Here is a 22,582-nt window from a genome sequence, read left to right as displayed (position 1 = left end):
CCATCAAGCTGACTCGGTTAGTTCAGCAAGAAATCGCCAGCCGCTGCCACGAAGTGTGCTGATGAGGTTTTCCGGGTAACCCGCCGTACTGAGTTTTTGGCGAATTCTACAGATATGGACATCCATGCTCCGATCCTGAGGGATTAAAGCACGCTTTAATACTGTTCGGGTTAAATGCTCTTTGGAGACAGGGGATCCGGCATGGCTCATCAGTTGATATAGCGTCAAGAATTCGACTGTGGTTAAATTTAAATCAGTTTTCCCGTGAGTGGCTTTCAAATTAATCGAATCCAGTTTGATCCCGTGCAGAGAAACATGTTTTTGTTCCGGCATTTGCACACTGCAACGGCGTAACAACGCTCTGAGTCTTGCTGCCAGTTCGCCAGGATTAAATGGCTTGGTCAGGTAGTCATCGGCACCCAGGTCGAGGCCGTTGATCCTGTCAGAGAAATCGTTTCGTGACGTGAGCAGAATAATTGGTACAGAACTGTTTTGACGGACAAATCGGAGAACATCCAAGCCGGATTTATCCGGCATGACGATATCTAACACCATTGCAATGTAGTCTATCTGCTCATGCAGCTTTCCCAAGGCATCAAATCCCGAATTGGCGACATCTGTCTCGAAACCCTCGCGCTTTAAAAAAACACTCAACATCGTTGTCAGATCGGGGTCATCATCCACAAGTAATATCGAACCTGAATACGCCATAGAACTTCCTTTCTTATCAACAGACCCTAGCGCTATTAGTGCCAAACTTTCACTTATCAGAGTGTGCTCCTTTCGTATATTTGTGTGGTCACTGCTATTTTTTCTTATATTTATTAAATATTTAAGACAAACTCTCCATACGGGTGAATAATTTTTTTCAATTATATTTTCAAAAAAGTGTTTTGTTTTGGCGATAACTGATGCAGGTTGCGCTTTTGTCTAAATGTGACTGATTTCACGCTCTTTGCATTTAAATCCGTATTAACCAAAAAATTGATCAAATTAACTACGTTGGCGAGAATTTTCCCCGGTATCGGTGGTCGCACTGTAAATGATACAGGACGAGCAATAAATCCAGGACGACCATTATGTTAAAATGTTTGAGTACAGTTAAATCAGTGCTTGCTGTTGGCGTGATATTCGTATTAATCGGTTGTAGTGATGATGATTCAAATTCTAATGATATTAGCCCGGAGAGTGATCTTGCGTACGAGGGATATAACTATCGCTCTCATTTTATAGATGTTTCAGATGATGTTCGTGTACATTATCTGGACGAAGGGGAAGGTGATCCGATACTGATGATACACGGCGTGCCAACCAGTGCTTATCTCTGGCGGGATGTTATTCCCCATTTGCTGGACAACGGCAGGGTTATCGCAGTTGATCTGGTGAACTTTGGCAAGTCCAGTAAGGTTCAACGTTATGAGCTGAGTGATCAGGTCGCGTTTTTGACGTCCTTTGTTGACCAGTTGGAATTGAATAACGTTAAATTAGTTTTGCACGATTATGGCGGCCCGGTAGGGCTGAGCTATGCAGCAAAAAATCCACATAGAGTTTCAGGACTGGCCTTGTTCGAAACCGCTTTTGCACCATTCCCCAGTGCTGATGCTTTACCTCCGAGTATTCCTATTGCGAGGTTACTTTCTACTGGTGGCCGGGAATTGGCAACGGAGACTGATTTCTGGATTGGGACGGTTATGGCCAATAATCAGTTTAATGATCAGTCTGAGCCTGCATTTGATGAAAAGTTTGTTATCAAGAACATCACAGAGGTGGCTTATCAGGAGTACTTGTCGCCATTTCAGACGGTTGAAGATCGAGAAGTACTCTTTCAGTTTGCGTTTTCAATCGGGTTTCTTGACCAGCCGGGTCCGGTGCTCGACGATTGGTTGCAGCTCGCTCAGTATGCTTCTGAAACGGCTATTCCCAAACTGGTATTGTTCGGTAATCCTGGACTGGTACCTGCTGACTTTGCTCCTATTGATCCCGCGACCGGTGAGCCTTTTTCGGATCCCACAAACGGAAATCTGCTGACCACACGAAACATTGTGCAGAGTCGCGTATTGCCCGATTTTGGGGGGTGGCGTGTTCCTGCGACGGTCGTTGATTTGAGTAGCGAAACAAAACACTTTTTTCAGGAAGATGCGCCCGAAGAGCTCGGTGCGATCTTGTCAGACTGGCTGGCACAAAACTTCGACCAATAAACTCCCATCAGGTGCGACTGGAAAACCAGTCGCCCAGAAACTCGATGCACTTGGCCAGAATAGGCGGTACAAATTTACGATTGGGATAGAGTGCATAGAGTGTCAGAGTTGGCTTCTCCGTTGCGTTGAGAATTTCAACCAGCGTTCCGTTTTGCAGGCTTTGTTCTGCAACGAAGCTGGGTAGAAAGCCAATACCTAATCCTGCTTCGATTGCATCCCGCATGAACAAGGTACTATTCACTTTTAAATTACCCGAGATATGAATGCCGTTGTTGATCGGCCATTCGTTGCCACCCTTGAAATAGCTGTAAATGAAGCAGTTATGATCGATTAAGTCTCTTTCGGTCTGTATGTCGGGATGACGGGAGAGGTATTCGGGAGACGCACAGACCTGATACGTAAATGATTTGAGTGGTTTGCCAATGTAGTTTGAATCCAATGGTCGGCTGCTCGCCCTGAATCCCAGATCAAAGCCATGTTCAACGAGATCCAGGCTTTCATCACCCAAGTGAATGTCCAGCGTGACCTGCGGGTACATTTGCATAAAATCCGCAAATACTTTGCCCAGATCGATCAGCCCCAGCACCATGGGCGCATTGATTTTAAGCAGGCCCTGCAGGTTGTTTTGTTCTTGCTGAACGTAGGCATCTGCATCTTCCATCTGTGCGATGATTTCACGACACCGGGCGAGATAGCCTCGGCCTACCGACGTTAACTGCAGGTTTCGGGTAGACCGGTGCAGCAGGCGCGCACCGATGTCTGTCTCCAGCTTGCTGATTTCCTTACTGACCATGGAAGAAGTGGAGTTTATCTCATCCGCCACACTGGCGAAGCTGCCTAAATCGACCAAGCGTACAAAAAGTTTAATCGCCCTGAGTTTGTTCATTGTGAACCCGGTTTCCAAATTGGAAAGAGTGTATCAACATTATTGCTGTTTTTCGAGCAGCTAAATCCGGAGAGAATAATTACACCAAGTCGCACTTTGTGTTGGTGTTAACTGCTTAATCATTAGCGGAGTCAAATCATGTATACACTTTACTTCAAACCTCATGCCTGCTCTCTGGCAACCCACACCATTCTTAATTTGCTTGACGTCCCGTTTCAGACTGTCAATAAAGATACCGTTTCCAACTATAACGATTTGAATCCGACCGGGCTTGTTCCAGTCGTCAAAGATGGTGAGCGGATGGTTCGAGAAGGTGTTGCGGTCATACTCTACATATTGGACCGACACAAAAACAACCTGCTGCCTGAATCGGGTGAAGCTCGAGAAACTGCATTGGAAAGCATGCTATTCGCCAATGCAACAATGCATCCAGCGTATGGAAGATTGTTTTTCATCAGTGAGAACGTTTCTGATGATAATGTGAAACTGGATGCTTTGAATGCGGCTGCCGAGAGCATTAACCAGCTTTGGCAGGTTGTTGAGTCCCGCCTGGGTGAAGCTCCATTTCTGGGAGGTGCAACGATGTCGCCTGCAGATATTTTGCTCACAGTGTATTCACGTTGGGGCCAGTTTTTCCCGGTTGATATTGTGATGGGAGCGAAAACAACACGGATGATTGAGCAGGTGATGGCGCACGATGCCTTTAAGACTGCCCTGGCAGCCCAATAAGAAGCGATGAGAAGCCAAATGAACGATGAAGCCCTAAGTACCCTGATTGAGATCACCCATCAATATTTCGATGGCTTGCACAATGCTGACGTTGATTTATTGAAGCGTATCTTTCATCCGGATTGCGTACTCAAAGCACCGGGAATACGCCGGGATATAAATGAATGGTTGAGTTTGGTCAGCAATCGACCTGTACCGGCAAATGAAGGTTTACCGTACGCGTACCGCATATTGAATATCGAGGTTTTTGGGCAACAAGCAATGGTAAAAGTATTGTGTCCGTTATTGGGATCAACTTTTGTCGATTTTCTGGGGTTGTTGAAGGAGAACGATAAATGGTTGATCGTCAATAAAATGTATGCCGATATTCCAGACTATTTGAATGTGGAGTAAAGCGTTGTGACGATCAAGATTGAAGTGATACACGATCTTGTCTGTTCGTGGTGTGCGATTGGTCTGCACCATCTCAAAGGTGCAATACAAGAGTTGCCGGATACCGTTGAGGTCGAGTGGAACTTTATTCCCCATGAATTGAATCCGTGGATGGGGGAGGCCGGGATGCCTATCGAACTTTACTTCACCGAGCATCATCGTTGGAGTGAGACGCGATACAAGGCGTATCGGAAGAAGCTACAGAACGTGATTGATGAGCATCAAATCGGGATTGATTTTAACTACCGGACGCATTACTACAACACGAATCTGGTGCATCGAATTTTGACTGCGGCAGAAATGGTCGGTGTTCATCATCAGACCCATCAGTGCTTGCTGGAGGCGTATCACTTAAAGGGAATAAATTTGAGTGAAATTGATCTGGTGCGTTCGGTACTGATTAATGCAAACCTCGATGCACAGGGATTGCTTGATTCTGCTCTGCATAATCCATCAGTGTTAGCGGTCATGGCAGAAAAAGAGCGACGTAAAGCGATGTTTCCGGTTCAGTCCGTACCCGCTTTTGTCTTCAACGATACAGATTTTGTACCGGGATCAAATACCAAGGCGTTTTTTAAAGCACATATTGAATCAAATTACCTCGGGCAAACCGAGAATGTTGACCAGATAGCAACCGTTTAATTCGTAAAGGAGAGTAGCGATGCCATATATCCATATTCAGGTAACTGACGAAGGCGTTACCAAAGAGCAGAAACAACAACTGATCCAGGGTGCAACGCAGTTAGTTGTTGATGTACTGAACAAAAACCCTGAAACCACACACGTAGTCATTACCGAGATTCCAACGGACAACTGGGGCGTCAAGGGCGAGCAGGTTACAGAGTTGCGGAAACGATAGTAACTTGTATGCTTGGTCACGATGACTGGTTCATCGTGACCCGTTTCACTCTCATTTAAACGAAAACCGGTCGTACTTTGGTTCAAAGTTGGGAGCGATATAATACACATTGTTAATGTTATCCCGATTGTTACGACCCTTTGTAGCGGGTATGCTTAAGGTAGACGTGCAATTAAGTACTGCTTGGCCTGTGAAAAAGTGGCTCGTGAAAAGGAGAGTTTTGTGAAAGTAATCACCCGAATTTTATTATCATTCGCATGCTTGTTTGCAGCAATTGCATGCTACACCTTTGGTATTCCTGCCGGCGGTATTTTGTTCCTTTTCCTGGGCTTCATGCTCGAAGGTTTGTTCTGGTTCGGTCTATTTGGCCAAAAGCGCCAGAAAGCTCCGATTCGTTAAACGGATACCTTAAGCCCCCTGAAACTATTGAATTTCCCGAGGTCATAAACTGTGATATCGCTGATTGTTAATCTGCTCGTGGCCTATGGCGCATGGCATTATATCGATATTGACTCTGGAGATTTCATCACTGAAGCGATTTGCCCGATTATATTTGCAGTATCCATTGTTCTGTTGTTTATCCGCATTGGAAATTGGTTTGATGGTGGCGGTTCAGGTGGTGGCTCCGGCGGCTGGTTTGGCGGTGGCGGTTTCGGTGATGGCGGGGGGAGTTGCGGTGGTGGCGACGCAGGCTGTTGATCAGCCATGTTTTTTAGCTTCGGTAGGGGGTGTTAACAAATTTCAATCGCTGCGAATAAGACATCACCCTTCGGTAGGAATGCACAGTTGTGTAAAGCCGAAGGATGAAACGTCAACAGGCCCCAAAAATGTCAAGCCATCAATCGATTCAGATTACTTCTTCGGCTGTGCATCAAACGCCTGACCGGTGATTCCCGCACTGTCCGGTCCCATCAAGTACAGGTAGACGGGCATGATTTCCTCGGGTGCTGGATTGTGAGCGGGGTTTTCTGCCGGGTAGGCATGGGCACGCATATTGGTGCGGGTCGCGCCAGGGTTGATTGAGTTGGAGCGAATGTTGTTGTGTTCGTCATCCAATTCATCAGCAACGACTTGCATTAATCCTTCCACACCGAATTTCGAGACAGCATAACCACCCCAGTAGGCTCTACCTTTTCGGCCAACGCTGGAAGAGGTGAAGATAATCGAGGCATCATTCGACTGGCGTAAAAGCGGAATAAGTGATTGAGTCAGGAAAAAAGGTGCATTCAAGTTGACTTGCATGACCTGCATCCAGTTTTCCGTATTGTATTGATCAATTGGAGTACGTGGCCCCAGAACGGCAGCGTTGTGCAGAATACCATCCAGGCGGCCAAACTCTTCATCGAGAGAATTGGCCAGGTCTTCGTAATCTTTTGCTGCAGCACCCTCCAGGTTCAGCGGAAAAATAGCTGGCTTGGGATGACCGGATGCTTCAATTTCATCGTACACCGCTTCCAGTTTTTTCAGTGTTCTGCCGAGCAAAATTACCGTGGCCCCGTGGGCCGCAAAGCTTTTGGCCGCGGCTTTTCCTATTCCATCTCCTGCTCCGGTAACCAGTATAACCCGGTCTTTCAGGAGATCTTTAGGGGCTTTGTAATCCAGCATAATGTTGTTCCTGTAGTCTGTATCAAAAGTGCGTGTTTCGTGTTGCTACACATCTGGCTAATTATAAGTACTGTTGTAAAAAGTCGTGCAGTTCCTGCGCGTGATCGACAATGAGATCCGCACCCCAGTCTGAAACCTCAGCGGGTTCGTTGATGTAGCCGAAACGGGCTGCAACGGTATACATTTCTGCGCGTTTGCCGGCCTCAATATCGCGGATGTGATCCCCGACATAGATACAGTTACGAGGCTCTACTTTCAGTGTAGTACAGGCCAGCAGTAACGGCTCGGGGTCAGGTTTCCGATTTGTAACATCATCCGGACAAACTGTTACGCCACAGCGATTCTGGAGCGCCATTTGATCCAATAGCGGGTCGGTAAACCGACGTGGCTTATTGGTCACAATGCCCCAGGGAATACCGATTGACTCCAGTGCTGAAATCAGTTTGTCCATTCCTGGAAAGAGCACGGTATCCATGGCTAAGCCTGCCAGATACATGTCCAGCAGCTCAGTGTGTTTCTCGGCATACCCCGGATCATCGACATCCAGGCCAAACGACAGATTGATCAGGGCGCGAGCGCCATTGGAAACGGAGTTGCGAATTTGTTCTGAGGAAAGTGGTTGCAGGCCATACTGCTGGCGTTGCGCGTTCACCACGCGGATAAAGTCGGGTGCCGTATCGATTAATGTTCCGTCAAGATCGAACAATACTGCAGCTGGTGTCATTTTCAAAGGCTCAGGCTTCATGGCGAGGGTGGTCTATTCCGTTATTGAGGTTTAGTAACGTGCATCAGGTAATTCACATCAACGTCTTTACCCAGTTTGTATTGCTGAGTGACCGGGTTGTAGGTCATTCCCGTAATATCCTGCAATTCCAGTCCTGCATTTCGAACATACCGAGCGAGCTCTGATGGCCGGATGAACTTTTTAAAATCATGGGTACCTTTCGGTAGCATCTTGAGCAGCCGCTCGGCACCGATAATCGCAAACAGGTACGCTTTCGGGTTGCGATTGATCGTGGAGAGAAACAGGTGGCCACCGGGCTTGAGCATATGCGCACAGGCGTTAATAACCGACCCGGGATCGGGGACATGCTCGAGCATTTCCAGACAAGTGATGACGTCGTAGTGCTCCAGATGGTTCTGCGCGTGATGTTCCGCAGTTGTCTGCAAGTAGTTGACGCTGATTCCAGATTCCAGACCATGAAGCCTTGCTACGGCCAAAGGCGCCTCACCCATATCGATTCCGGTGACATGGGCACCGCGTTGGCACAGGCCTTCAGATAAGATTCCACCTCCACAACCGACATCCAGGACTGTTTTACCCGGCAAACACCCGCGTTGATCGATGTAGTTAACCCTGAGCGGATTAATATCATGCAATGGTTTGAATTCGCTCGATTGATCCCACCAGCGACTTGCCAATTCCTCGAATTTCGCAATCTCCGCCTGATCGACATTAAGGTTTGCTGCGCTTTGATGAGTGCCTGTTTTTTCCATATTTACCTCGTTAGAACCACGTAACCGGCATTTCAGGGCCTGTCCTGTGTTATTTCTGCTGTGTCATTTGTCACCACTTTTCAAGGACGCTTGATTTTGCCGGCCCATTTTTTTACCCGGGATTTTAAATGCACGGTATCAATTTTTTGCAGCTGCTTTTCTTTCAGGTGTAATTCACCGCCGATCCAGCTGTATGCGACATCGGAACCATTAGTGGAATATACGAGATGTGAAATTACATCATAAACCGGTTGATGATAGACTGCGCTGAGGTCAACGGCGATCATATCGGCCCACTTTCCGACTTCAAGGGAGCCAGTTTGATCTTGCAGACCCAAGGCTTTCGCGCCGTTGATGGTTGCCATTGCCAATGCTTGTTGCGCATTCACCGCTGCTGCATTTTCTGCGGCGACTTTAGCGATTAATGCTGCAGATTGCAATTCGCCAAACATATCCAGATTATTGTTACTGGCAGCACCATCTGTTCCCAACGCTACATTGACTCCGGAATCTAACAGTTTTTGTACAGGACAGAGGCCGCTAGCCAGTTTCAGGTTGGATTCCGGACAATGCACGATATGTGCGCCGCTGTCTGCAATCAGGTCGATATCACTCTGATCAAGATTCGCCATATGAACACATTGCAGGTTGGGAGACAGTAAGCCTAGATCCGCCAGACGCTGGATTGGCCGTTTGCCTGTTTTTTCAACAGCATCATGCACCTCAAATGCGGTTTCATGTAGATGGATCTGTACGTTGGCGCCCAATTGATTGCTTAGCTTGATGATCTCTGTCATCGGTTCGTCGGACACGGTGTAGGGAGCATGGGGGCCAAATCCAACATATACCCATTCGCTTTGCTTGTATTGGTCATAGAGGGATAAGCCCTTGTGCAGGTACTCTTCCGGGCCCGCTCCCCAATTGGTTGGAAAATCCAGTATCGGGAAACAAACCTGAGCCCGGATACGGTGCTCTCGAGCAACTTCTGCCGCGGTCTCCGGGAAAAAGTACATATCACTGAAAAATGTGGTACCGGTCCGGATCATTTCAGCGATTGCGAGAAGGGTGCCATCTTTAACGAATTCGTCGTTGACCCATTTCGCTTCTGCGGGCCAGATGTGTTCGTTTAGCCAGGTCATCAAGGGTAGGTCATCCGCCATACCTTTGAAGAGGTTCATGGCCGCATGGCCATGCATATTGATCAAACCCGGCATGAGCACATGATCATCGAGCTGGAAATGTTCATTCGAAATATACCGACTCTGAACTTCACTGGCTGGCAGAATGTCAACAATCACGCCATTGTCAAACACCACGCTGTGATTCTGGAGTACAGGGGGCTGATTATTCGCACTCACTATTGCGTTCGTATTCATAGTGATTACCCACGACGCACTGATGATTGACTCGACTTTGCGTGGCTGGTTTACATCCTGTTGTTCTGACACGGGTATATTCATTTTTTCGCCTTTAAATGGAAATATCGTTGCTGACCGATCTTCGACACCTGTAAATGTAACGCCTGTATTCAGCCCGAGCAACTTAATGTTCTGCAAGGTATTTGCAAGCGTACATGGATGTGTACTGTGAGACTATAACGGTTTCCGGATCTTCGATTTATTATGATTCTGTTTCGGGTGATTCGTTTAGTTCCGCTGTGTATTGGAAAGGTTTATTTTTTTTGTCTTCCGATCTGATTACAATAGCGCAAAATTTAAAGCTATAGCGCAGTCCACAATTGAATACGCTATACAGTAGAAACCCAATTCTGTAGAAACACTATTCAGGAACCGACTTTTCCATGTTAAATAAAAATGACTCCTCATTCACAGGCAATGCTCGCTCTGTAAGTGCGATAGACTGGTTACCAGAAGGTAAACTGAAGTTACTGGATCAACGGAAGTTACCGACTGAGGAAGTTTATATTGAATTAAGCACTGCTGCTGATGCCGCTGCAGCGATCAAGGACATGGTTGTAAGAGGCGCGCCGGCGATTGGTATTACCGCAGCATACGGAGTCGTGCTATCGGTTTTGAAATCCGGTCCTGATTCGACAGATCAGGTAGCCCGGGATATTGAGGTGCTTGCTGCTTCAAGGCCTACGGCCGTAAATTTGTTTTGGGCACTGGATCGTATGAAGCGGGTAATACAGCAGCATGAATCCAATGGCTCGCCGGTGGAAGCGTTGTTACAGGAAGCATTGTTACAGGAAGCGCAATTAATCCATGAACAAGACATTGCCGCCAATAAAAAAATGGGGGCTTCGGCCGTTGCGCTGATGCGTGCCAGGCAGTCGACCCCGATTCGGGTGCTAACCCATTGCAACACGGGCGCGCTGGCAACAGGGGGTTACGGTACTGCCTTGGGTGTTGTCAGGCGTTTGCAAGAAGAGAATGTGTTGGGCCACGTCTATGCTGATGAAACCCGTCCCTGGCTGCAGGGCGCAAGGCTTACAGCCTGGGAACTGGTGCAAGAGGGCATTCCGGTTACCTTGAATGCGGATGTGGCTGCAGGCCACCTGATGCAAGCCGGTAAAATAGACTGGGTCGTCGTCGGTGCCGACCGGATCACCGCGAACGGCGATACGGCAAATAAAATTGGGACCTACAGTCTGGCCGTGCTTGCCAAGCATCACGGCTTGAAATTTATGGTTGTTGCGCCTGAATCAACTATTGATATGCAATTGCGCACCGGTCAGGATATTCCCATCGAAGAGCGGGAAGGCGATGAAATTGTCGCGGTTAAGGGGCAGATTATAGCGCCACAGGGCGTGCACACGTTTAATCCTGTATTTGATGTGACCCCGCACGATTTGATTGATGCAATTGTCACTGAGAAGGGGATTATCGAGTATCCAAATGAAACCAAGATGCGTGCCCTTTTTGCTAAAACTTGTGATTAACTCCGTTTATGGCATCTCGATGCAGTTGCTTAAATAGTTTTGTATCGCAACGGCATCGTCATTCAGGCGCTTAAACAGGTTTTTGAGTGCGGCTTTATCGTTGTCAATGCAGGCTGCCTCGATTTGTTGACAGTGTTGTTCCAGACTGAAAGCGCCAACTGCTTTTGACGATGATTTTAGTTTGTGTGCTTCAAGCTTCAGTTCTGGATACTGAGTTGATGCCAGGAGATCCCTGAGTTTAACAAGACTTCCTTGCAGGCTGGTGATGTAGCTTTTCAGAATATCATTCAGGATCGTCGGATCCTCGCCAACCAGGGTGGCAAGGTATTCAGGCTCAAAGCCATCCGGAATTGGCGGAAGCGTCTTTGACTTGGCTTTTGCCTGTGGTGTTGATGCGTTTTGTTGACGCGTAATATCGTAATCCCGTCGCTTTTCTGGTTCAGACAACCACTTGTTTATTTCCGCATTCAGCGCTTTTAATTCTACGGGTTTGGCCAGATACCCGTTCATACCCATCGCGATACAGCGTTCGGCCTCACCGCGGATCGCATTGGCAGTTATGGCAATAATCGGGGTTTGTTTTCGATGTGATTGTGAATCATGGGCAGTAAACTGAATTTCTTCCGGGTCTTCTTCCTCCCGAATAGCCTGAGTTAATTCGAAACCATCCATTTCCGGCATATGACAGTCTGTCAGTATGAGTGCAATTTTGTGGGCACGCCAGATTTCCAGTGCCTCAAGACCATTTTCGGCGATGAGTGCCGTGTGACCCAGACGTTGGAGCTGTCGGTTAATAACCTCTTGGTTGGTCGGATTGTCTTCCGCGAGCAAAATTAGCCGATCAGCTTTCTCCGCTTCTTCCGGCGTCAATAAATCAGCGTTGATAAATTGGGGGAGGTGGCTTAAGTCCTGTTGAATGGGGGGACTGAAACTGTTTTTACGCCCGACCGCGAAGGCACAGGCGGATAACAGATCCCAGCGCCTGACCGGGTAGGCGGACAAAACCGAATTCTGTTCCCCCCAGTCTGGTGTTGAGCTGTAACGCATATTCAATACCACCGCTCTGGCCAATTCGGGGTGTGTTTTACTGAATTGTTCTTGCCATGCAAGGAACAGTGTCCGGGGGACATTGGTTGTGAGTAGCAATAACATGTTGGAAGGAGGGGTCGTGTTAACTGAACTTTTTTCATTATGCTTTTGTGTTTTCCGTAGCAAAAGCATCCTGGCATCTTCCAGGTCAGACAGCCTCATCACCTGTGCTCCTGCGGCACTCAGATAGGTGGAAACAATATGAAAGAGTTGGTCATCATGAATGAGGCAGAGCACTTGGGTCGCTTGAAGTGAAGAGGTAGATTCATTGGGTGTGAACTCAACTGGAAGTGTAACAATAAATTCCGTTCCCAGCCCTTGAGCGCTGTGTACAGTGATGGTGCCGCCGAGTAACTCGGTGATTTTTTTGCAAATCGACAGGCCCAGGCCAGTACCACCGTAGCGGCGGGTCGTTGAACTTTCAGCCTGAGTAAATGGATTGAACAGTTGTTTCTGCATCTCGTCAGACATTCCAATGCCATTGTCTTTAACCCGAAACTCAAGTTGTGCGGTGGTGGCAGTCCGTTCTGAACACTCAACCAGGATGGCAACCTGACCGGTTTTACCCTGGGCCGATTCGGTAAATTTGATGGCATTGCCGCAAAGATTAAACATGACTTGTCTCAAGCGGACTTGATCCGAGATGATTTTTTCCGGGGCATTAGGGTCAATAAAACAAAATAGTTCTACGCCTTTTTTGAACGCATTTGGCGCGAGTGTAATCGCTACACTTTCGACAATTTCATGCAGTGTGACCGGTATCTTTTCCAACTCCAGTTTTCCGGCTTCTATTTTTGAGAAATCCAGTACATCATCGAGAATATGTAGCAAACTGAATGCGGAATCCCGTATTGTTGTGAGCATTTGCCGTTGTTCGGTGTTGAGCTCTGTTTCCTTGATCAACTCAAGCATGCCGATTACGCCATTCATTGGGGTCCTGATTTCATGGCTCATCGTCGCGAGGAAGAGGCTTTTGGCTTCATTCGCAGATTCAGCGGTATTCTTAGCCTGTATCAGTGCCTTGTTCGTGGTTTCCAGCGCGATTGTTCGTTCTTCAACCCGTTGTTCCAACTCCTGATTGAGTTGGATCATTTTTCGTTCTGCCTCTTTAAGCTCGGTGATATCGGTTGCGACTGTCAGCACGGACAGGCTTTCGTCATAGAGTTTGAATGGCAGTTTCGTCATTTGGTAATAGTGGATCTCGCCGTTCGCCAATGGATATTTTTGCTCAGCAAGATTGATTCGAACGCCGTTTTTTAAAACATGATTGTTTGCCTTGTAACTCGCTTTTAGCCATGCGTTTGGCGCGCCGACATCCGCTTCACGTTGCCCTAGAATTTCGCTGGTTTGGTAGCCGTGTATTTTGGCAAAAGCATGGTTGGAGAGTATGATTTCATTTTTAGCATTGACCGCAAAAACGAGTTGAGGAATCAGGTCGATAACCTGTCTGAGACGGGCTTCACTCTGGGAGATCCGCTGCTGTGCTTTGGTTAGTGTCAGAACCTGCTCCTGCATCCGACTTGTGACCCGTTGGTAGTCTTTCTGGGAAATCAGCAGGTCCCGAGCATTGCGGTTGAGTGTTCGTTCCAGTTCCGTGTTGTGGATTTGTTGCTTTAATGAGTCTTCAAGATTGTCCAGCAAGGGCTTTAACAGTTAACTAAATACTTGACTAAACCTACTCATATACAGTAGCTTGTACAGTATTGTTTTCTCATGGATGGAGGTGATGATTATGGCTGAATTTCTATCGATAGGCGCTGCCGCTTTTCTGCTGGGTGTGGCCGTTTCCACCCTTCGTCGCTGGGAAAAAGAATCACGATTTTTCTCAGATTTCCGTACGCCGGGTGGCCATCGTCGTTACGCGCTTGATAAACTTTTAGCCTTTTGCGGTCAGTCGACTGCTAATGAGCAACGCAGAACAATCTGTTATGCACGCGTCTCTTCTCATGATCAGAAAAAAGATTTGCAAACGCAAATTGCTCGCTTGCAAAAACATGCCAGAGAGGCTGGCTATGAAGCTGTCGAAACCATTGATGATCTTGGCTCAGGATTAAACTATAAAAAACGGGGGTTAAAGCGATTAATTAAGTTGATTTGTCAGCGTAAGGTAAAACGACTGGTTATCGTTCATAAAGATCGCTTACTCCGATTTGGGGCTGAATTGTTATTTGCGCTTTGCCAGTTTTACGGTACGGAGGTTGTCATTCTTGAGGAAGTTGAAGAAAACTTTGAACAGCAACTTTGCCATGATGTGTTAGCGTTAATGACGGTCTTCAGTGCGCGATTGCATGGTTCACGTAGTCGTAAAAATCAACGAGCCATCGCCTAGTGGATACGCCAACGAAAACACTCACCTTTGAAACCCGGCTTGATTTGATTTATGAGCAGGATGCGGCATTGTGCCACTATGCCGAGCTGTGGAATCAAGTGAAGTTTCGTTGGTTTGCTAACTTACAAAAGCCTAAAGCCCAGCAATTGAATCGTACCCAGTTTATGCATGAAATGGGGATGCCGTTCAGCTATCGAGTGTTTCAAGGCGTACGGCAAAGCATTAAAGGTTTAATCCAGTCTTACCAAACCAATCGAAACAACCGATTGGTGACGCTGGACGTTAAAATCAAACAGCTGGAGAAAACGCTCAACAAGCTAAAGCAGCGCTGTGATCATGTTGCAGAGAAAGGCTGCCCGCAACAGGCAAAACAACTTCGCAACAGGCTGCGACAGAAGCAAGTGAAACTGCATCGTTGGCAGCAAAAGCAGGCCGCCTTGGTGGCCGAAAAACAGGAAAATAAAACCCCCATTTGTTTCGGCGGTCGAAAGCTGCTGAAAGAGCGACAAACACTAAAATCCAATGAAGGGATCAGGGATTGGCAATGTCGCTGGCACGAAGCGCGACACCGTGAATTTCTATTAGTGGGTTCTCATGATGAATCCTGGGGCTGTCAAAATGCCCAGCTATCGCCCAGTGAGCAAGATGATGCTTACCAGCTAAAACTCCTGGTACCCCATCAATTACGCGCTACGTTCGGCACGACCATTAACATTGATTGCCTGAAATTCAAGCATGGTAAGGCGGCTATTGCCCAAGCCGTCTGGCAGAATCAGGTTAAAAAACTCGATAAATCAATCAAAGGGCAACCCCTGAGTTTTCGATTTAAGCGAGACAAAAAAGGTTGGCGGTTACTCGTTAGCGTGGAAGTGGCAGGACCAACAGCGCAAGCAGAGTGGATCGATGCTGATCAAGGTGTCATTGGTGTGGATGTCAACCCGGATCACTTAGCGGTCGTCGAGCTGGATCGGAACGGTAACCCACTGCAACACCGAACGTTTGACTTACCTTTGCACTATAAGAATGATGCTCAACGAGCGGCTATTATTGGGGATGCCGTACGAGACCTGATGGACTTTGCCGCACAGCAAGGTAAAGCGGTGGTGATCGAAAAGCTGGATTTTCAGCAAAAGAAACGGCAATACCAAAAGCAGGATCATCCTCAGTATGCCCGCATGTTGAATGCCTTTGCTTACGGCAAGATCAAGGACTTGATTGAAACGCAAAGCATTAAACGCGGCATACGCCTATATCACGTCAATCCGGCTTATACCTCATTATTGGGGCGGATGAAGTATCGCGATCGACACGGTTTTTCAGATCACCACGCGGCCGCGTTAGTGATTGGTCGTCGGCATTATGGCTTTAAAGAAAAGCCGCCAAAACAACTCATTGGTATTAACGCGAAGGGTACCGTTAAGACCGAGCATCCGCCTGTAAGGATGGCGCTCGGGGATTATCAGTATTACAACAAACTTCAGCGTTGGTACCAACCACTCGAAAAATCATTAGATTTTCTGAGCGGTTGGCGTCACTTTCGTCGTGTGAATCGGGTTAGTTACTCCGTCGAGGCTCGCCTTGATGGTAGACCGGGCATGAGTCCCGACTTGATTCAGGAAAGCGTAACCCTGCTTTCCGCGCACCCTGCGCTGTAGGGATAGGCTCGTTTAAACCTTGAGTAGGTTTAAGCAGGTTTATGAAAACGGTAAAAAAATGTTTTGCAGATCGGAAATCCAGCCAGAGGGTACGGTCGCGAGCCATAACATCGCACCCCGCTTCGTTGTGGTGAAACGGTCTCCGGGACTCACAAAAACCCCCGCGATACGCTCTTCACCTCTCTCAACAGATTGGATTAGACGCTCTGTATCCTGGGTTAAAATCAGGACAACCCCGGTCAGTAGATCTTTTTTCTGTGGCTGACACGGGATAAAGCCTTCGGGCGTCGGAGATAGTGTACTCAAAAATCGGGCAGGCATTGTTTACTCCGGGCCTATCCGATTAATACCAATACGTAGGTCATATTGTGGAAGAGAGGGCGAGAATAACCTGAGCCTGTTTTTATCGGTCCAATTTCGCCAAAGGAGGGGAAGCCCGCGATCGGAAACCCGGCACCAAATTTTTCGTTTACCGGTTTGATTTCGTCTTGTATCTGTTCCCCCAAAAGCCACTTTCGGCCCGCACAACTGATGATGATGCCCGCTTTGGGGTCAAGGGCATGCGTGCTGGACGCCAGGCACTTTTGGCGTACTTCGTTCAGCATCTGCTCGGGCGTTGCGAGGCACACTTGCACTCTTTTTCCGGTTTCTATGCCGCCATACAGGCCTAGACTGCCCTCTGCAGCAGACAAGTCAGGGACTATTGAGCGTATGCGTTTTATCTCCGGTTGGTCTTCATCGATAACTGTGAGTGAGGTGACGCCACGATCACTTTGCAGTACTGGCTTGCCGGTTTCCCGTTCAATGAACGACATCGCATCGATGTTGTCTATCGTATTGATATGCGTCCCGTGAGCAGAGTTGATTGTTCCGGGTTGGCCCACACCGGAGAGTGTATTGGCAATAATAATGTCGTAGGAAAAATCACCTTGGGCACCAAGAAGCACTACGGCGTTCCGCAGTATTTCATCATTTTTGAACAAGGCACAGTCCGACATTCGATTGTCATCTGCCGCCATGCCACCCACAACCGGAGCCTTAAGCGCAGTTTGTAAGGTCGCTTCGATTCGACTGGCATCGGTTCGAAAATCAGCGGCAATCCAGCACAGGTCAGGTTCTGTGTTGTTAAATTTTGCTTTCAGATTACTGATGGCAGTGGTCGTACAGTTTTCTGGTTCTGTTTCGAGGCCATTGGCCGAGGTGATGTGCCATGCTACTTTGCCTTCAGAGTTGATTCCCAGTGTGGCTGCGCCTAATTCGGAGGCTCCCTTGGTTTCATAAAAACCGTCACCGCTGTTGCCGAAAATGATCGTATCTTCCTGTTCCAATGCATCCAGAATTCCGGTTAGGATTTCATTGTTTTCCGTATAGTGAATGGTACAGAAGAGAAAGACAACTTCAGGCTTGATGGGTTTGAGAGCATAACCAAGCTCCAAGCCCGCTCGATAAGGATCAGGGATCTGGGTTGAGACTGAAAGTGATTTCACTGCAGGCTACCTCCGGGATACAACCATCCTAAGTATAGTGCCTGATCAAAAAACAGTCATAAAAAAACAGCCGACAAATTGTCGGCTGTAAAAGGGTGATGACTGGCTTACAGGGCAAGTGAACGTAAGCCAATACACAGTGCACTACTCAATCAGATTGAGTAGTCGTGCAAGGCGAGTGGTTACTAACTACGAGCAACAAAGAGTGTAGTGACCACTCCCCAAGCATTCGGCAGTTGCTTACGATAGTTTCACTAATGAAATAAATCGAAAGCAACGAATGGTTGGGTGTTCGAAATAGAACGCATAAGTGAATTATAAAGTTACAATGCGAACTTTGTATCCCCCATATGGGGGGGGAGGTGGTGTACTATGCGGGTTCGATATAGTCGAGTTTGGGCAGGGAGACACAGAAAGTGCTGCCCAGCTTGGGTGTGCTTGCCACATTGATGGTGCCTTGATGTTTCTCGACCACGACTTTGACAAATCTTAATCCCAGGCCGGCACCTTTTTCACCTTGCGTTTCGCTCTTTTTTTGTCGCTTGAAGCGATCAAAAATGCCGTCAATCTCATCCGGGTCGATACCGATACCCTGATCAGAAATTGTCACGTGCCATAAATCCGATTGTTGGTGAGTGCCTTCCTGATTTTCAGTTATCTCGACACTCACAGTTGTTGTCGCCGGGCTGTACTTCAAGGCATTGCCTATCAAATTGATGAAAAGGCGTTCAAGCAATTCCGGATTTCCCTTCACCCAGCAGTCATCCATATCAGGGTCAAAATCGATGTGAATGTCCTTTTGACGTGCTTTTGCCATGCAAGAATCCGTTGCGTTGAGTAAAATGTCGATCAAGTTACAGTCATAAAAACTGTCGGATTCGACTTGTTCTGCTCGGGCAATTTGCAAAAATTGATCGGCAAGGTTGAGGCTCCGGATTGCGTGGGATCGTATCTGGCCAAAGGTTTCATCGCTTACAGCGGTAATACCGGATTCGATATTGTCCAGCAGTGCAAGTTGCGATACCAGTGGTGAGCGCACATCGTGGGACAGGAAATCGATGGTTTCATTCCGTCTGCGTTGCTCTTCCTTGAACTGCGTGATGTTAGAAAGATTGACGATCATGCCGGCTTCGCCCGGGTTTTCCGTTTCAAACGGCGCAAACTGCAGTAGCAAGTCCAAATGTGCGAGCCTGACTTCCATTGAATGAACCCGGGCTTGTAATAACACCCGTGTAAAAAGGGGCTGCCATGCATCCGGATCTTGTGCCGTAAAACTGGAAAGAATTCGTTGCAAGGGCTGTCCCAGAAGTGTTTGCCGGGGTTGCTCAAGCATCAGTTCACTGTGGGAGTTGGCAAATATAATAGAGCCCACTGGATCCGTCACGATTACACCGTCTGGCATACGGTCAAAGCCTTCTGAGACAAAGCGGCGCATGTCTCGCATATTCAGTATGGCCTCCTGAACCTGGTTAATTCGATGGGCCAAACGTTCAGTGGGGGCGAATACTGTACTCCCGGGTTGATCCAGTTTATCGAGCAATAAAATGCGGTGTAAAAAGGCACGCTTCTGATCAAGGTGATTATCTTCACTCCATTGCAACCCGATCACCCAGTGTCGATCAGCCAGGGAAAAACAAATCCAGGATTCTGTTGCTTTATGCAGCCAGAAACCCGGGGTCATGGAATCCAATTCCGAGTGGCGATCCAGGTGTTGATGTTTAATGACATCGCTATTCAAAGAGCAATACCATCCCTTCGGGTTCAGGAGGAAAATTACCGCGTCGAGCAGATCCGGCGGGTGGAAATTCCCGACCCGCCTGTGGCTGAGTTTGGGCTCCATGGAGAGGGTTTCGAGTTCCTGGTTTAGGAATCGGTTTAGTTCTGAAATCCGCCGCCAGCTCCACAATGGATAAGCGGCGAGAATGGCTATCAATGCCGGTGTAGGTTCATACCATTGATTCATCTGATGAAGTACGATGAAACTGAAGCTCAAAACCAGTATCAATATGGTCAGTGTAACAGGCAGTGTTCGCTCCGGTTTGATCCGGGGAATGAGTAAAACCGATATCAAGACAAACGCGACGCTCAGCAAATAGTGCCAATAGCGTGGTACCAGAGTGATCACGGTTTTTTCTTGTAACGCACTATACACATTGGCATGAAATTCAACACCGGACATCGGGGATGACAAGCCGGACACCGGCGTTGACAGGAAGTCACCCAGACCTGCTGCAGTCGAACCGATAAAGACGACTTTGCCGCTAAACACCTCTGGCCCGATATCCCCGGTCAGGATATCGATATAGGAATACGTTGTAATCGATCCAGCGCCCCCTGCAAAGGGGATCATCACATAGTTCTCCCGAATATTGACGTAGGGAGACGTCCGTTGACTGCTACTGAATGCTTTCAACGGAGAGCGTTTTTTGCCGCGTATCCAATCCAGAGTGGCAAGGGATAGGGCGGACCAATAGGCTTGCCCCATGCCCACGTTGAGGTACAGACCACGAGTGATGCCATCGTCATCCAGCTCGACATGTGCATGACCCATACCGACAGCTGCTTCGGCAAGCGGAGCAATTGGCGTGATTTCTGCGAGGGTTTCCCGATTGCTCAGTGGATGAATATGAACCGGAATCAATACCCGGCCACTTTCGTTCATTGCTCCGGCGAGCTGAAAATCATTATCAGGATTCTTCTGGTCTTCCTCTGCAAAAATTATGTCAAAAACAATCGCTTCAGGTTGTAGTTCAGGGGGGAGCTCAATCAGCGTATCCAGTAATTGGGCATGTAAACTCCGTTGCCAGGGCCATTGCCCAAGGGCAATCAGACTTTGTTCGTCTACTGCAATTATCACAACGTCACTGGGTACGGACTGAGGAAACAACTGTATGTAGAGGTCGTAGAAAATGTTATCGAGCTTTTTGGTGAAATCAAACGTAATACAGATGCAGACAAAGACAATCAGGAAGACAGCCAGAATATGCTGCTCAAATACAGAGTAGCTGGTTTTGGGTTTTTGCATGTAACAGGTAACTATTCATCAGATGTGTAAACCGAGTATAGGGGCAATTAGTGACACCTTCCAATGGAATGTAAAATACTGTAAACACACTCGAAGCCACCACTGCATTCGTTCAATTGAGGGTTTTATCCCCTGGGCTTCAGATGAATTCACATGGTCAGGAGTTCAGTTCTTGACCGATCTATTCAGGATAGTAAAGTATCAGCGCATTTTTATCGTTCAGTAATTCAATGCAATGTACTATGCGTCGTTGTAAAAAACTAAGTGCAGCTGTAAAAACCGAAGTGCAATTGTAAAAACCTAAATGTTAAATGGATAAATAATGTACGCAGTCATCTTCACCGCAAAAATCAAAGCGCTTGATTCGCAGTACTCCGAGACCGCTCAGAAAATGCGAGATTTAGCGTTTTCCAAATACGGATGCAACGCTTTCAATGCCTGCACAGAGGGCGACACGGAAATAGCAGTATCATACTGGCAAAGCCTTGAGGATATTCAAGCCTGGAAAAGGGATATCCAACACATAGAAGCGCAAACTCTTGGCAAACGACAATGGTACAGTTGGTACAAGGTTGATATTGCCAAAATTGAGCGTAGTTACGAATCCTCAAATAATAGGTAAGTCAAATATTGTCGAACTCTAAGTGAAAAAACTGAATCATGTCATGGCTGAGGCTTCTTAATTCGGGAGAAGTTTTGAACGATTGATATTTATGTCTGTTCAAACAAGTGTGCGTCAATAGAGCGCAGGGCGTGCAATTAAAGTATTTTCGCAGGCACCCTGAGAGGCGGAGCTTTAAACTCGGCGTCAGTAGCCTTTCAGTTCATATACAGAGGTTATCACAGGGAATTCCGTCGCTGTCACCATCTAGACTTGTTAGACCACACTGCTCGAAATAGTTTTTTGCCTCCTCACAATTTGCCATCTGGCCGCAAGTTGTTTTAGATCCGCAACTTACAGTATCTGATCTACAAGAAAGGCTGTTATTTGAGCTGGATAGGGTGAGGTGATTCCTTGCTGTGAAATTCCATTCACTGGGCAATGAGCATACCGGTCGTATGTCATTTGATGACGGGGCAGAATTATCTCCCCACACCCATCCTGCTTGCGACAAAGAAGATACCGAACGACCGATATCTGAAGTATTTGAATTACGTTTGTGCTCAATATTTAAAACAGTAACTCGATCGAGAATATCGTTGCTATACATTAGAACCGACATTTGTGATGGAATGCTTGGAGCATTTTCATCGTAGGTCACTCGCATCATTACCCTCAGGTCCTCTACTTCCGCTGAGCATGAGTGGATATAAGCCGAAACAGAAGTCCATACATTCCTCTCGAAATCTTCGTACATATTGAGTTTATTCGAGGGTAAATCAACTGATTCATAATAGCTGTGTTCAAGCCCCAATAATTTAGGAGTCGCGATTAGTACTGAAACTGTCGAGTTTGAGGACTCGGATTTGATAGGCATTTGATCCTTGTTACTCATAGATGTATTGGAATTTGGAATATCTGATCGTTCTGTAGAGTTGTCGCTAAGAGCATAGTGTGCTGTGAAGCTTATCCATTCGGGCTGCAAAAAATTTCTGTTTATTAATGATGAAAAGGTCGGATGACAAATTTTTTCACGAGTGTTTTCTAAATTTACGGGGAATCTGCAGTTATTCAATTCTGTGTGTGGCAGTTTAAAGGAGGTGAGGTGGTTAACAGCAGACGATTCGATAGATTTGTGTTCGAAGCATTTCTCCTCGTTATTCCAATTATCAGGGCCCTCACAACTAGTAATAAAAAATACTGACAATATTAATAATAAACTTCTTTTGATTCTCATTACTTTGAGCCTTACTCGGACTAGGAGAATATAACGGTGGATATAACTGTT

General features: G+C 47.2%; 22 protein-coding genes. 11 read left to right on the top strand and 11 right to left on the bottom strand.

Annotated features, from left to right (window positions below):
* Positions 1–3 precede the first annotated feature (3 nt).
* A complete protein-coding gene (locus OLMES_RS15685) occupies positions 4–711 on the bottom strand; it encodes a response regulator transcription factor (RefSeq protein ID WP_087462137.1) in 708 nt (235 codons plus the stop codon).
* 368 nt (positions 712–1,079) lie between these two features.
* Here OLMES_RS15685 and OLMES_RS15680 point away from each other — a divergent pair, with 368 nt between their 5' ends.
* A complete protein-coding gene (locus OLMES_RS15680) occupies positions 1,080–2,198 on the top strand; it encodes an alpha/beta fold hydrolase (protein WP_087462136.1) in 1,119 nt (372 codons plus the stop codon).
* A gap of 7 nt (positions 2,199–2,205) precedes the next feature.
* Here OLMES_RS15680 and OLMES_RS15675 read toward each other — a convergent pair whose 3' ends face one another.
* Entirely contained in the window at positions 2,206–3,084 is an 879-nt protein-coding gene (locus OLMES_RS15675) for a LysR family transcriptional regulator (RefSeq protein WP_087462135.1), read from the bottom strand.
* A 138-nt stretch (positions 3,085–3,222) separates the two neighbouring features.
* Between OLMES_RS15675 and OLMES_RS15670 the strand changes: the two genes are divergently transcribed.
* The 6 genes from OLMES_RS15670 (at position 3,223) to OLMES_RS15650 (ending at position 5,803) form a co-directional block, all read left to right on the top strand.
* Positions 3,223–3,813, top strand: coding sequence for a glutathione S-transferase family protein (locus OLMES_RS15670; RefSeq protein ID WP_087462134.1), 591 nt, complete (start codon positions 3,223–3,225; stop codon positions 3,811–3,813).
* A gap of 18 nt (positions 3,814–3,831) precedes the next feature.
* The gene (locus OLMES_RS15665) at positions 3,832–4,206 is read left to right on the top strand and encodes a nuclear transport factor 2 family protein (RefSeq protein ID WP_232465122.1); all 375 of its coding nucleotides are present in this window, start codon (positions 3,832–3,834) and stop codon (positions 4,204–4,206) included.
* 6 nt (positions 4,207–4,212) lie between these two features.
* A complete protein-coding gene (locus OLMES_RS15660) occupies positions 4,213–4,887 on the top strand; it encodes a DsbA family oxidoreductase (RefSeq protein ID WP_087462132.1) in 675 nt (224 codons plus the stop codon).
* A 19-nt stretch (positions 4,888–4,906) separates the two neighbouring features.
* A complete protein-coding gene (locus tag OLMES_RS15655) occupies positions 4,907–5,104 on the top strand; it encodes a tautomerase family protein (protein ID WP_087462131.1) in 198 nt (65 codons plus the stop codon).
* 222 nt (positions 5,105–5,326) lie between these two features.
* Positions 5,327–5,503, top strand: coding sequence for a hypothetical protein (locus OLMES_RS28360; protein WP_198342998.1), 177 nt, complete (start codon positions 5,327–5,329; stop codon positions 5,501–5,503).
* Between the two features lie 51 nt (positions 5,504–5,554).
* The gene (locus OLMES_RS15650; protein WP_087462130.1) at positions 5,555–5,803 is read left to right on the top strand and encodes a hypothetical protein; all 249 of its coding nucleotides are present in this window, start codon (positions 5,555–5,557) and stop codon (positions 5,801–5,803) included.
* A gap of 153 nt (positions 5,804–5,956) precedes the next feature.
* On the opposite strand, the gene OLMES_RS15645 is transcribed toward OLMES_RS15650, so the two are convergent.
* The 4 genes from OLMES_RS15645 to OLMES_RS15630 form a co-directional block, all read right to left on the bottom strand.
* Positions 5,957–6,709, bottom strand: a complete 753-nt coding sequence (locus tag OLMES_RS15645; protein ID WP_087462129.1) for a YciK family oxidoreductase — start codon at positions 6,707–6,709, stop codon at positions 5,957–5,959.
* Between the two features lie 61 nt (positions 6,710–6,770).
* Complete coding sequence (locus OLMES_RS15640) at positions 6,771–7,433, bottom strand: HAD family hydrolase (RefSeq protein WP_198342997.1); 663 nt, start codon at positions 7,431–7,433, stop codon at positions 6,771–6,773.
* A gap of 41 nt (positions 7,434–7,474) precedes the next feature.
* Positions 7,475–8,206: a bifunctional 2-polyprenyl-6-hydroxyphenol methylase/3-demethylubiquinol 3-O-methyltransferase UbiG gene (gene ubiG, locus OLMES_RS15635; protein ID WP_087462127.1), complete on the bottom strand. Its 732-nt coding sequence runs from the start codon at positions 8,204–8,206 to the stop codon at positions 7,475–7,477.
* Positions 8,207–8,286: 80 nt separating this feature from the next.
* Entirely contained in the window at positions 8,287–9,666 is a 1,380-nt protein-coding gene (locus OLMES_RS15630) for a TRZ/ATZ family hydrolase (protein WP_087464507.1), read from the bottom strand.
* Between the two features lie 341 nt (positions 9,667–10,007).
* Between OLMES_RS15630 and mtnA the strand changes: the two genes are divergently transcribed.
* Positions 10,008–11,108, top strand: coding sequence for an S-methyl-5-thioribose-1-phosphate isomerase (mtnA, locus tag OLMES_RS15625; RefSeq protein WP_087462126.1), 1,101 nt, complete (start codon positions 10,008–10,010; stop codon positions 11,106–11,108).
* A gap of 6 nt (positions 11,109–11,114) precedes the next feature.
* Here the strand turns inward: mtnA and OLMES_RS15620 are convergent, their stop codons facing one another.
* Positions 11,115–13,838 carry a PAS domain-containing hybrid sensor histidine kinase/response regulator gene (locus tag OLMES_RS15620; RefSeq protein ID WP_087462125.1) on the bottom strand — a complete coding sequence of 908 codons (2,724 nt, stop codon included), beginning with the start codon at positions 13,836–13,838 and terminating at the stop codon, positions 11,115–11,117.
* 91 nt (positions 13,839–13,929) lie between these two features.
* On the opposite strand from OLMES_RS15620, the gene OLMES_RS15615 reads away from it, so the two are divergent.
* Positions 13,930–14,526: an IS607 family transposase gene (locus OLMES_RS15615; protein WP_087464271.1), complete on the top strand. Its 597-nt coding sequence runs from the start codon at positions 13,930–13,932 to the stop codon at positions 14,524–14,526.
* Positions 14,526–16,181 (top strand): IS200/IS605 family accessory protein TnpB-related protein, encoded by a 1,656-nt coding sequence (locus OLMES_RS15610; RefSeq protein WP_087462124.1) that lies wholly within the window; start codon positions 14,526–14,528, stop codon positions 16,179–16,181. The genes OLMES_RS15615 and OLMES_RS15610 overlap by 1 nt, the downstream gene beginning before the upstream one ends.
* A 39-nt stretch (positions 16,182–16,220) precedes the next feature.
* Here the strand turns inward: OLMES_RS15610 and OLMES_RS15605 are convergent, their stop codons facing one another.
* The 3 genes from OLMES_RS15605 to OLMES_RS15595 all read right to left on the bottom strand — a co-directional run bounded on the left by OLMES_RS15605 (position 16,221) and on the right by OLMES_RS15595 (position 20,693).
* Positions 16,221–16,502: a hypothetical protein gene (locus OLMES_RS15605; protein ID WP_087462123.1), complete on the bottom strand. Its 282-nt coding sequence runs from the start codon at positions 16,500–16,502 to the stop codon at positions 16,221–16,223.
* 14 nt (positions 16,503–16,516) lie between these two features.
* A complete protein-coding gene (locus OLMES_RS15600; protein ID WP_087462122.1) occupies positions 16,517–17,668 on the bottom strand; it encodes an FIST signal transduction protein in 1,152 nt (383 codons plus the stop codon).
* Between the two features lie 370 nt (positions 17,669–18,038).
* Positions 18,039–20,693, bottom strand: coding sequence for a CHASE2 domain-containing protein (locus OLMES_RS15595; RefSeq protein WP_087462121.1), 2,655 nt, complete (start codon positions 20,691–20,693; stop codon positions 18,039–18,041).
* A 322-nt stretch (positions 20,694–21,015) separates the two neighbouring features.
* On the opposite strand from OLMES_RS15595, the gene OLMES_RS15590 reads away from it, so the two are divergent.
* Positions 21,016–21,315 (top strand): antibiotic biosynthesis monooxygenase family protein, encoded by a 300-nt coding sequence (locus OLMES_RS15590; protein ID WP_087462120.1) that lies wholly within the window; start codon positions 21,016–21,018, stop codon positions 21,313–21,315.
* A 202-nt stretch (positions 21,316–21,517) separates the two neighbouring features.
* Here the strand turns inward: OLMES_RS15590 and OLMES_RS28355 are convergent, their stop codons facing one another.
* Entirely contained in the window at positions 21,518–22,531 is a 1,014-nt protein-coding gene (locus OLMES_RS28355; protein WP_198342996.1) for an excalibur calcium-binding domain-containing protein, read from the bottom strand.
* Positions 22,532–22,582 lie beyond the last annotated feature (51 nt).

The sequence above is a fragment of the Oleiphilus messinensis genome (genome assembly GCF_002162375.1).
In the GTDB taxonomy this organism is placed as follows: domain Bacteria; phylum Pseudomonadota; class Gammaproteobacteria; order Pseudomonadales; family Oleiphilaceae; genus Oleiphilus; species Oleiphilus messinensis.
The sequence above is the reverse complement of the archived record's forward strand: the minus strand, read 5'-3'. Positions and strand labels throughout refer to the sequence as shown.